An 11,757-nucleotide genomic window follows, 5' to 3' on the forward strand; every position below is an offset into this window, starting at 1 on the left:
TTTATTTTTTTAATATTGATTTCATTGTTACATAACCAGATTTACTAAAAAGAAATCTTACAGCACTACAAACATGCCACATAAAATGTTTGGATAAAAACTTTCTATTGGCATGTTTTGCTAGATGTATAGCTTCAAATTGTGGGTAATATGTCACTGGATAACCTATGATTGAACTACGATAACAAATATCAATATCTTCACAATACATAAAATAACTTTGATCAAAGCCCATTAATTTACGATAGTGCCCTGCCTGAAAGGCCAAAAAAGATCCCGCGGCCCAATCAATTTTTATTGGTGTATATACTTTTGATTTATCAATAATGGATGTATTACTTTTTCGTAAGAAAGAAGATACAAATTGAATAAAGGATGGAAACTGCCTTATCGAATTATCATAAATAGTTTTCAATTCATCTCTAAATAAATTAATTGCTGCAATATTAACGTCATCATTCTTCATTGTATTAACAAGATCTTTTATAACATTAGAAGTTATAAGAACATCAGGATTGAGTACAATAAAATAGTCGCTCTCAAGCATTCCAAAATTATCGACACAATATTGATAAACTATATTATTATTATGACCAAAGCCTAGACCGTAGCATTCATCGATAATATAAGCGTGTTCACCAAGCAGCCCGACATCATCAATTTTATTATTTTTAATGACAAGGATACAATCATCAGATAAAGAGTTTATACAGCCTATTTCATGTATGATTGAAGAGTGTCCATGTGAAACTAATGATATATAAATCAAAGAAATACCTTAATAGAGAAATGATTTAATAAAAAACTTCAACTGAAAGTAACTATTAATATGAAAAATATCTAATACATTCTTATTTCCATAATTAAGCATGTATTTATTTACAAAGTCATCACCAAGAACCATTTTATAAATCAATTCATTCCTTTCAACAAGTTGATAATAAGATAGTTTATACTCTTGCGACATAGAAACTCTATTGTAACCGTCATGAAACATTTTATACGTGGTAGATTTTAAACGAAACCCAGGCCCGTGAGTATATACCATTCTTATCCAGCAATCCCAATCTTGGGATTTTTTTACATTTTCAGAAAACCTCACCTCTTTTAATCGGCTTAGTAGTGTAAATATTTGATTGGATGCGAAGTTATAGAATAGTAAATCCTTTAATTTTATAACTTTATTATGCCTAGTATTATATTCAGTTATAACTTTATCATCATATATATTATCAAAATTCCCACAAAGGAAAGAATAATCTGAGTTCCAGTTTTTTATAAATGTTGATATCCTATTTGATTTGAACTCATCATCATCATCCAGACCCGTTATAAAGACTCCTGATGCCGTATCGATAGCTAAATTTCTTGCACTATTAGCTCCTAAAGGAATCTCATGTCTAACATATATAACCCTTGAATCTTTAGACATAAAATATCGGACAATAGTTTCAGTATCATCAATTGAGCCGTCGTCAGCAATGATAATCTCTATATTATCATAATCCTGATTTAATACTGAGGTTACAGCTCTAAATAATAGTGATGAACGATTATGAGTAGTGATATAAATAGATACTAATGGTAAATCCATTATTTCTTCCTAATGAAAAGTTGAATTGATGCTAATATTGCTTTAGCCATATAAAAAACTTTAGCTAGTTTATCTTTTTCATAAAGAATAACGCATAAAAACTCATGAATAACTCTATTCACATTTAAAAAAAAGTATCCTTTATACTTAGAAAAATACTTAAATGATAAATATGTACCATTTCTAACAATATAATACTTCCTTAATTTATTATGATGATTGGGCTTTAATGTGACACCAAGAAATTCATGTTTACTTCTATTACCTATCTGATGCTCCATAATTACTTCTTTACAAAAATAAATTTTCACATTTTCACAAAGAGCTTTTAAGGCAAAATCTGTATCAACGTGATCAATGATTAAACCTTCGTCAAATCCACCTAATTCAATATATGTGGCAATATCAATTAACATACCGGATGATATACAAAAATGAGTTGTATTATCATTAGATTCAGCATAGCCAAATTTAGTTAACTTTACGAACTTACCAAATGTATTTGAATTTGTATCGTAAAAATTTGGACACAATATTTTTGCATTATACTTATCATAATAGTTAAGCATTTCAGAAAAGTATCTATCTGGTATTATAGAATCTTGATCAAATGTAAAAACCATATTACAGGATATACTTATAAAATACTGAAACCCTAGGTTAAAAGCCCCTGCTATTCCTCCCGAATTTTTATTATCGATATATTTAACATCAGGATAGTTATCAAAATAATTGCTATTATTATTATTTACAGGTGTATTATCAACCACACATACAGAGCCATTAAATTTAGTGGTTTTTAATATTTCTTTTACTTGATATTGATTCGGATAATATAATACGTATATGACGCCAAATTTTTTACTCATGTTTTAATCCTGCTGTATTTTTTAGAGATAAAAATAAAAGAATGAAATAAATTTGAGTTATACCTGATATACCAAACAAATAAATATCCTTAATATTTAAAATTAAACATAATAACGTAATGAGTAGACCCATTCTTTTTAAAACCAAATCCTTACCAAAAGCAAAAATACTTCCTATATAAAGATATATTGAAATATAGGTTAACATAGATATTACACCACCATAATACAGCAACATAATATATCCAGAATCAGAACTTACACCATCGATTCCTTTTCCTAAGTAAAAGAAACCTTCGCCAAGAAACAAGTTATCTGGTAAAAACATCATATCATCAAACAAATTAGATGTACTGGAACTGGTAATTCCTCGTCCAGAAAATAAGTTTATAAACAACTCGAATGACCACATTATTAATTTTGAAAATTGGTCATAATAAAAATATAAAAATATAAGCAGTAATGAAAAAATAATAAAGATATAGAGCATTAATAGCCGTTTCGACACCATCATATATTTTCTAGGGGAAAAAATAGATACTATTGAAATTAACATAACAATCAACAGTCCTACTCGACCAGTAAATATGATAACAAAAATAAATATTAAAGGAATTACTTTAAAATATAAGTTATCTTTTTTATAAGTGAAACCATATGACAATGCGATATAATATACTACTGAAAAATAAACGGAGACTATAGAGAAACCACCATAGAAAATACCCGATGTCCTTATTCGTCTGTCAATAAATTCATCGTTAAGAAATGTGGAGTCATATAGAGAATAGAAAAGGTCATTAAAAGTAGGGCTTGTAAAAACCAATATTGAAATTAAAGCATAAAAAACAGAAACCAGCAATATCGATTCAATAATTATAATTTTAACCTCATTGGGCCTAAAGTGAGAAACCCACTCAACTAAAATGTAAGATGACGATAAAATCATCATCCCATACAACGTTAATTTCATTAGCTCCAGATCGACATTAAGATGATAAATAGCAAGCAGTGCAAATGAAATAAAGCACATAATAAAGCACATAATGATTTTAATATAAGAAAAACTAATTTTTTTATATCTAAAAAGTAAAGGGGATGAAATTAAAATCGCCATAAAAGCAATGACTGGAATATTAAACCCATGAATTTTTGCTGGTGCTAGAAAAAAAATAATATTAAAACAGTAGCTAGCTTAATTAAAATCATCATATCTACCTATAATGCTTACCACTTAATAATGATTTATATAAAGAGAAAAGATCGAATTCTTTCTTTTCTCTTCTTATAAAGACATAAGTGAAATACAACAAAAAATATAATTTATCTATTGTATTATAATATTTTCTAATCCTCACGCCTAAATCATTCCCTCTTTCGATACGCTTAAATTCAGACATATTATTGTCAGTTAGTCGTGATAAATCATGCTCCAATCCATCAATGATATGTATGGATTGATTTAAGTTTAAATCAGATAATCTCAAGCAAAATGATGTATCTACCCCATAAAGATAAAAATCCTCATCAAATACATTACCATAATTATTTCTGATTTTATTAATAATCTCAAAGCCTATTATCATCCCACTGGAGATAGTAAATAAAACATCTTTTTTTCTGGAAAAGACTACATTTCTTTTTTCTTTTTTCGGATAGATTTTTTCACCGTTAACATTAATCTCTGGGAAATATATATTATAAGATATAGATTTTTTAATATTATTAATATAATTTAAGTTTAATTCTGTATCATCATCCAATATGACATACACCTTTGATTCTGCACTGTTAATAAATTTATTATATATATATGATAGCGACATATTATCGAGAGTCTGGATTAATTTACAATCAAGCTTGGAGTTGAAATCATTATCAATACTTATAGGTCCATTATTCCATAAAACTAAGTTAATATTATATAATTTAAATTCTTCTGCATATTTATTCAGTGATAAAAATGTTTTTGATTCTTCTATTTCTTTCCCGTAAACTAAAACCAAAATAGAAATATCATATTTATTCATATTTAAAAACCTCAAAAAAAACTTCGCCAGAAATAAATATGTTAGTGAAATAGCAATGCAATAATAGGGGGTTAAATATATGGTTATATAATATCATGACGTAATAACGTTAAATATTATCTCGAAATTTCTTTCGATAAGCTTAAAGTTTTTATTATTGTTCATTCGAAGGCTGTCTATTACCACATTATCGATAGTAGGTATAATGTCCACTATTTCATCAATAGAATAACATCTATTAAACGGTTTGACAGACCAGTTTTTTAAAAATGCATCTAATTTTTTTATGTTTTCATTTAACCCATAATGAGGAAGACCATAAGACATTGCTACTATGGCTCCATGTAAGCTAGTTCCTATATATGCTTCACTATTTTTTATCATATATAGTATTTCCCAAACATTAAGATCGTAAACTAATTCAGAACATTCTGGAATTAAGGCATGCAGATCTTTAAGAAAATAAAAATCATCATGGCCAGAAGCATAGCCTATTGGTAATAGTATTATTTTCTTATTATTCTCACGACTAATGATTCGTAATTTTTCAGAAATAAAGTCTATATTAAAACCAACTTTATCCGGAGCTGCTTGAAATATAATATAATCATAATCATAACTATTACGAATTTTTTCTCTTACCTTACTAATTATGTCGCACTCATTATATAATGATGATATTAAATAGACCGAATCTGGAGAATATACAATATCACTTATTGTACAATTCAAATCTTCATATGTTCTAGAATCTCTGACGGATATAAAATTAGCTTCATTCAGTCGAGAAGTGATATTTTTTTTGTTCTTCTCGTCTAAATGCTGTATACCTCCACCGACTGTATTATAGATTACTTTAACATCCTTATTAATTAATGACTTATCAGGAATATAAGGATAAGACCATGGTGCGTGGTATATATAACTCAACATATTTCTTAGTATAAAATTAACATGCGGCACTTTATTAAGAAACCTAAGCAAGTCATTTATTTTTTTAGGCTTGGGCATGTGTGTGAATAGCGTTAAACTATCGGCGCATAATACTTCACCACCAACGACGACAATAATATCACCATCATTAATATATTTAACTACATCGTTAATGCTTTGTGTTTTAAGGCACAAATAACGACTTAAATTAGAACTTGATATTGAAGAATATATAAATTCAAAATTTTCAATCGCTTCAGGATGACATTTTTTAAAAAAAGTTTCAAACACAATTGGCATCAAATTATCACCAAAATTATATCGATCAAACGCGCCATATAATATTATTTTTTTCATTTTAAACCTTAATTTCATCTTCATATGATTTTATTTTTATGCAAACAGTAATCATTATAAATATCTGAGGAATAATTAAAAACAAGGTATATATAACCATAGATTTCATGAATGTTACATCGTATTCCTTTGTTATTAAGAAGCACACAATACCTAATAATGAATTTATGACACTATTAAATAAAAATTTACGCTCCAAGCCAAACATTGGAATCAATACAATTAAAGGTTTATTGATTAAGTTGAAGAAAATCCAGAAGACTAGAATTCCACTTAATTCACCAGCCACTCCCCATTGATCACCAAATACAAATAAAAATAGTTTCGCTCCCCAAAAAAACAATATACATAACGGTATAATCCCAATCAAAATAAGAACCATTGTAATTTTAATTAAATCTCGAGATATAGTATTTTTATTATTTATGGCATTATTTAATTTAGGATAAATAACATCACCAACCGATGATGCAATCAAATTTCCGGGTAGCATTAAAACAGTCCGAGCTAACGCAAAGATACCTACATAGTGTGCATCAAATATAATAGGCATAACAATCAATGGCAGCATTGAGTTAAGATTCACCAAAATATTTTGTGGTGTCCTAAACTTAACAATGTGGAAGTATTTTTTCATGTTAACCATTGATCTACGTATAAATATATTTACTTTAAATTTTGAAGAATATTTATAATTCGTAACCGTTCACCGGGAGTGTATTGACAAGCATTCTGGAGTATGCCTCAGAGCGTTTTAATGCTTATTCTCTGGCATTTAGAAAAGTTTTAATGCCCGTACGTTATAAAAACACATAATTCCTTACTTTTCACCGTTGTCAAGCCCCTCCCGGTGAACGCTTACAATATGTACACCAATAAGTAATGAAAACAAAAATCCGGGGATTAATGTTGATAGTATTAAACCATCAATATTGGGATATACGTAACCTATTGTGACTTTTAAAATGGCAACCATTATTGCTTGTAATATTAAATACTTAGCTCTAAATGAAAATTTCTCCTCCCTAATAAACCAATATGAATACAACTGCATTATTGAAACAGTCCAAGCTAAAAAAATTATACTACCTCCAAAATTTAAATAATTACTGAAAAAAACATATAATATAAAAAGGACAACAGATAATAAAGTAGACATTATTATTGCTGAAATTAATATATAGAAGGAATCTTTTTTTCTATTTGGTAATACAAGTATAATTGAATAGCTTAATATTAATAATGGAGCAAGAAGAGAGGCGTAAGCGTTTAGGCTAGCGAACGCACCATATATATCAGGGGGATAAATTCTTGTAATAACGGGAGATGCTAATAAGACAACTAACTGTGCAACTACCCCCCCCGACAAAGCAGTCGTGACAGACTTAATAAAAGTTCTATCTAACATCTATATAGGCAGCAAATGATAAACTATTCAAGTCTTTATGTGAAAGAGTTGGAGTAGATCTCGATGGCCACTCAATACCTATATCGGAATCATTCCATCTGATTGATATTTCAGCCTCGGGATTATAAAAATCTGTACACTTATAAACAAATTCAGCCTCTTCACTGGTCACATAAAAGCCATGAGCAAAACCTTCTGGGATCCAAAGTTGACGCTTATTCTCAGCAGAAAGATATTCACCTACCCATTGACCAAATGTTAGTGAGTCTTTACGGACATCGACTGCGACATCAAAAACCTCACCAGAAACAACTCGCACCAATTTCCCTTGAGTGTTTTCTGTCTGGTAATGCAAACCACGCAATATACCTTTTTTAGACTTTGAATGATTATCCTGTACAAATATTGTTGTCTCACCCGTGACCTTTTCTTCAAATTCTTTTTGATTCCAGGTTTCCATAAAAAAGCCACGCTCATCACCAAATACTGAGGGTTCGATGATTTTCACATCAGGAATAGCCGTCTCAATCACTTTCATTATAAATACTCTTCAATTCTGTTTAATGCCACTTTCCAATTACTCGACTCAACACCAAATACGTCTTTTATTTTAGAGCAATCTAATGTTGAATTTTGAGGACGTTTAGCCGCGGTAGGGAACTCACTAGTGGTAATCGATGTTAATGATGGGGCTTTATCTAATATCTTTTTATCTTCCGCTTGCTTGAAAATGGCTTGAGCAAAGTCGAACCAACTGACATGCGGTTCGCCAGAGAAATGATAAATCCCCCAATCTGTTGAGCCATTTTGAATTTGGTTAGCAATGCTAATTAACGCTTGAGCAATATCACCAGCATAGGTAGGACCACCAAACTGGTCACCCACGATACTAAGAGCGTCACGGTCACGGCCTAATCGGAGCATCGTTTTAATAAAATTATTACCATGCTCTCCAAATACCCAAGCCGTTCTGATAATAATATATTTGGGGCTATTCTCCTGCACCGCTATTTCACCAGCTAACTTACTTGCACCATAAACACCTTGCGGGTTGGTTGTATCGTCTTCGGTATAAGTGTCGACTTTATTTCCTTCAAACACATAATCTGTTGATATATGTAATAGGCAAGCATCTATATCTTTTGCTGCTTGAGCAAGAAATAACGGACCGTCACGATTAATTCTATATGAGAGCGCTTCTTCTTCTTCAGCTTTATCTACAGCAGTATGAGCGGCTGCATTCATAATAAAGTCGGGCTTAAACTCTAGTACCGTATTAAACACTTGCTCTTTGTCAGTGATATCGAGTTTATTCACATCTAATGCGAGTACTTCTGCTTTACCATGGAGTTGCTCGACGAGACAATGGCCAACTTGTCCATTACAGCCAGTAATTAAGACTTTCATCATTATCCTTTTTTAATGGCTAATTGTTGGAGGTATTGACCATAGTCATTCTTAAGCATTGGTTTTGCTATTCTTAATAAATCGTCTTGACTCAACCAACCTTGGTTAAAGGCAATTTCTTCTAAACAGGCGACTTTTAACCCTTGCACATGCTCAATGGTTTGAACAAAAGAAGAGGCTTGATGTAAGCTTTCGTGGGTACCAGTATCTAACCAAGCAAAACCACGACCTAATAACTCTACATTCAAAGATCCGTCATTTAAATACATTTCATTGAGTGTGGTAATTTCTAATTCACCACGATATGAAGGCTTCACTTGTTTAGCCAATTCCACCACACGGTTATCATAAAAATATAATCCTGTTACCGCATAGTCTGACTTGGGCTCTGATGGTTTTTCTTCTATTGATACCGCTCGCATATTTTCATCAAACTCAACCACACCAAAACGCTCAGGGTCTTTGACTTGATAACCAAATACTGTCGCCCCACTCTCACGAGAAGCGGCATTATGTAAGGTTTTACTAAACGATTGACCGTAGAAAATATTATCTCCCAAAACTAGGCACACAGAATCACTGCCAATAAACTCTTCACCAATAATAAAAGCTTGCGCTAATCCATCAGGACTTGGTTGAACCGCATATTCTAGGTTAATACCATAATCAGAGCCATCGCCTAATAAACGCTTAAAGCCTTCGTTATCTTCCGGTGTTGTTATAATGAGGATATCTTTAATGCCGGCAAGCATTAATGTGGAAAGAGGATAAAAAATCATCGGTTTATCGTAAACGGGTAATAACTGTTTTGATACTCCACGAGTTAATGGATATAAGCGCGTACCAGAACCACCTGCAAGAATAATCCCTTTCATTATTTAGCCTCTTCAGTTGAATTTAATGTACCTAAACGTTCACGTTGATATGAACCATCTTGAACTCGTGAGCACCACTCGTGATTACTCAGGTACCATTCAACCGTTTTTCTTAAACCTGTTTCAAATCTCTCTTCGGGTAACCAGTTCAACTCTTTTTTCATTTTAGTTGAGTCGATGGCATAACGACGATCATGCCCAGGTCGGTCAGTCACATAAGTAATTTGCTCGGCATATTTAGTGTCTTTCGGACGTAACTCATCCAGAATAGTGCAAATGGTTTCGACTACTTCTATATTTTGCTTTTCGTTATGACCACCAATATTATAGGTTTCTCCTACAACACCTTCCGTAACCACTTTATAGAGAGCACGCGCATGGTCTTCCACATATAACCAATCACGTATTTGGTCACCTTTACCATAGATAGGTAATGATTTCCCTTCTAATGCATTAAGGATCACTAATGGAATAAGCTTTTCAGGAAAGTGATAAGGACCGTAATTGTTTGAACAATTAGTAACTATGATTGGGAGCCCATAAGTGCGTAACCATGCACGAACTAAATGATCACTCGATGCTTTTGAAGCCGAGTAGGGACTACTTGGCGCGTAAGAGGTTTGTTCTGTAAATAGTGGCAGATCACCTTGTTGCTCATCAGGATGTGGTAAGTCACCATAGACTTCATCGGTTGATATATGATGAAAACGAAAGCTTTTTTGTGCGCCGATATCTAAACTATTCCAATATTCACGCGCGGCTTCAAGCAGATTATATGTACCAACAATATTTGTTTGAATAAACTCTGCTGGGCCAGTAATAGAGCGGTCGACATGTGATTCTGCTGCTAGATGCATTATCGCATCGGGTTGATAAGCTTGAAATACTCGGTCTAGCTCTAAGCGATTACATATATTAACTTGTTCAAAACTATAACGTTCACTATTTTCTACTAAAGCTAATGACTCAAGATTACCAGCATACGTAAGCTTATCGACATTAATAACGCTATCAGATGTATTATTAATAATGTGGCGTATAACTGCAGACCCGATAAATCCCGCACCACCAGTAACTAAAATCTTCATAATCTAAATATTCTTCTCATTTAAAAATACAAATCGAATTAATACAACACCACAACCAATCATGCCACCAAGCAACAGCCCCAATATAGCGATCAACAATCGCTTCGGCTTATCTCTAGACACTTCTCTCTCAGGTTGATCCAAATAACGATAAGCAGAAAACTCTACATTTTTATCGATATTCAATTCTTTAATTTGATCCAGCTTTGAGCTTAACTGCTCTAACCTTGGTTCTATAACACTTAAATTTTTCACTTTTTCAAGTGCTTTAACTTTGGCTCTTAATGCATCAGAACCTAAATTAATGGCAAACAACTCTTTGTCACCGAAATTTTGTAATGGTTTAGAAACACCAGCCGCTTCTGCAATATTTAAAGCATATTTGCTACGCTCTTTTTCCACTAACAATCGTTGCTCAGCTTGTTTGGTTAACATGATTAACTGTTGCTTTAGCTCATTTCGCTTTGAATCAATCGTGGCAGATAAATTACTGAATGCTTTTTGATGCACCTTTTTATCAATAAAACGAATGTAGTGATTCAGCATATCAAGGCTGCCTTGAGAGGTTTCTGTACTAGTTGTTAGTAGATACGGACCATCTGCTTTTTTTTTCATCATCCGCTTTAATGCTCAGCATTTTATACCAATCGCTGTAAAGCTTACGTAAGGCATCTTCTTCATCTGGGTTATCAAGTTGCGCTTTTTCTTTTTCGAATACCGCGGACGTTTCTAAAAATACTTTTTTATTACTTGAGGAGTTAAATTCATCTAAAAATAGATTATACAATTTTGCAGAATCTATTAAGCCATCTAAAGACTCACTCACCAATACGGTGCCATCCTCTTGGTAAATATCAAAAATGGGCTGAAAGCGAACCACTTGATTTTGGTATTCACTGTAATTACTGACTTGTGGTTCCGCGATTTTTGCGCTTGAAGACCATTGCTCTTTGGCCAACAACGCATAAGCAATCGCCAGTAGCGTACACACAACTGTACAAGCGATAATAATCCACTTTCCTTTCCATAACGCGGTGAACAGCTCTCTCAGATCAATCTCATCATCTTGTGGTTGCTGATTATAATAATGAGGTGGAAACGGTGGTTCGCTTGCAGAATGTTGCGCTGGGGGATGTTGTAAGCTCATACAAGCTCCTAAAAATGGCACGCTACCGCCCTAAGGTTAAATCGCATCC

Annotated in this window: 14 protein-coding genes; all 14 read right to left on the reverse strand. The window is 32.3% G+C overall.

Annotation, left to right across the window (positions count from 1 at the left end; genetic code table 11):
- Position 1 precedes the first annotated feature (1 nt).
- The 14 genes from FH976_RS11730 to FH976_RS15935 all read right to left on the reverse strand — a co-directional run bounded on the left by FH976_RS11730 (position 2) and on the right by FH976_RS15935 (position 11,708).
- Positions 2-769 carry a glycosyltransferase family 2 protein gene (locus FH976_RS11730; protein WP_194950390.1) on the reverse strand — a complete coding sequence of 256 codons (768 nt, stop codon included), beginning with the start codon at positions 767-769 and terminating at the stop codon, positions 2-4.
- 9 nt (positions 770-778) lie between these two features.
- Positions 779-1,594 (reverse strand): glycosyltransferase, encoded by an 816-nt coding sequence (locus tag FH976_RS11735; protein ID WP_194091037.1) that lies wholly within the window; start codon positions 1,592-1,594, stop codon positions 779-781.
- Positions 1,594-2,463 (reverse strand): glycosyltransferase, encoded by an 870-nt coding sequence (locus FH976_RS11740; protein ID WP_194091038.1) that lies wholly within the window; start codon positions 2,461-2,463, stop codon positions 1,594-1,596. Before FH976_RS11740 ends, FH976_RS11735 begins: the two co-directional genes overlap by 1 nt.
- Positions 2,456-3,436: an O-antigen polymerase gene (locus tag FH976_RS11745; RefSeq protein WP_194091039.1), complete on the reverse strand. Its 981-nt coding sequence runs from the start codon at positions 3,434-3,436 to the stop codon at positions 2,456-2,458. The genes FH976_RS11740 and FH976_RS11745 overlap by 8 nt, the downstream gene beginning before the upstream one ends.
- A gap of 241 nt (positions 3,437-3,677) precedes the next feature.
- Positions 3,678-4,493 carry a glycosyltransferase family protein gene (locus FH976_RS11750; RefSeq protein ID WP_194091040.1) on the reverse strand — a complete coding sequence of 272 codons (816 nt, stop codon included), beginning with the start codon at positions 4,491-4,493 and terminating at the stop codon, positions 3,678-3,680.
- Between the two features lie 93 nt (positions 4,494-4,586).
- A complete protein-coding gene (locus FH976_RS11755; protein WP_194091041.1) occupies positions 4,587-5,783 on the reverse strand; it encodes a polysaccharide pyruvyl transferase family protein in 1,197 nt (398 codons plus the stop codon).
- 1 nt (position 5,784) lies between these two features.
- Positions 5,785-6,447 (reverse strand): oligosaccharide flippase family protein, encoded by a 663-nt coding sequence (locus tag FH976_RS11760; RefSeq protein WP_324187430.1) that lies wholly within the window; start codon positions 6,445-6,447, stop codon positions 5,785-5,787.
- 156 nt (positions 6,448-6,603) lie between these two features.
- Entirely contained in the window at positions 6,604-7,191 is a 588-nt protein-coding gene (locus tag FH976_RS11765; RefSeq protein ID WP_194091043.1) for a lipopolysaccharide biosynthesis protein, read from the reverse strand.
- A complete protein-coding gene (gene rfbC / locus FH976_RS11770; protein ID WP_194091044.1) occupies positions 7,181-7,729 on the reverse strand; it encodes a dTDP-4-dehydrorhamnose 3,5-epimerase in 549 nt (182 codons plus the stop codon). Before rfbC ends, FH976_RS11765 begins: the two co-directional genes overlap by 11 nt.
- On the reverse strand, positions 7,729-8,598 hold the full coding sequence (gene rfbD / locus FH976_RS11775) for a dTDP-4-dehydrorhamnose reductase (RefSeq protein ID WP_194091050.1): 870 nt from the start codon (positions 8,596-8,598) through the stop codon (positions 7,729-7,731). Before rfbD ends, rfbC begins: the two co-directional genes overlap by 1 nt.
- Before the next feature lie 2 nt (positions 8,599-8,600).
- Positions 8,601-9,473: a glucose-1-phosphate thymidylyltransferase RfbA gene (gene rfbA, locus FH976_RS11780; RefSeq protein ID WP_194091045.1), complete on the reverse strand. Its 873-nt coding sequence runs from the start codon at positions 9,471-9,473 to the stop codon at positions 8,601-8,603.
- The gene (rfbB, locus tag FH976_RS11785) at positions 9,473-10,561 is read right to left on the reverse strand and encodes a dTDP-glucose 4,6-dehydratase (protein ID WP_194091046.1); all 1,089 of its coding nucleotides are present in this window, start codon (positions 10,559-10,561) and stop codon (positions 9,473-9,475) included. Before rfbB ends, rfbA begins: the two co-directional genes overlap by 1 nt.
- A gap of 3 nt (positions 10,562-10,564) precedes the next feature.
- A complete protein-coding gene (locus FH976_RS15930) occupies positions 10,565-11,179 on the reverse strand; it encodes a GNVR domain-containing protein (protein ID WP_228767423.1) in 615 nt (204 codons plus the stop codon).
- Positions 11,136-11,708 carry a Wzz/FepE/Etk N-terminal domain-containing protein gene (locus FH976_RS15935; protein ID WP_228767424.1) on the reverse strand — a complete coding sequence of 191 codons (573 nt, stop codon included), beginning with the start codon at positions 11,706-11,708 and terminating at the stop codon, positions 11,136-11,138. The genes FH976_RS15930 and FH976_RS15935 overlap by 44 nt, the downstream gene beginning before the upstream one ends.
- Positions 11,709-11,757 lie beyond the last annotated feature (49 nt).

Origin of the sequence: Vibrio hibernica, assembly GCF_015223435.1 — a bacterium.
Taxonomy (GTDB): Bacteria; Pseudomonadota; Gammaproteobacteria; order Enterobacterales; family Vibrionaceae; genus Vibrio; species Vibrio hibernica.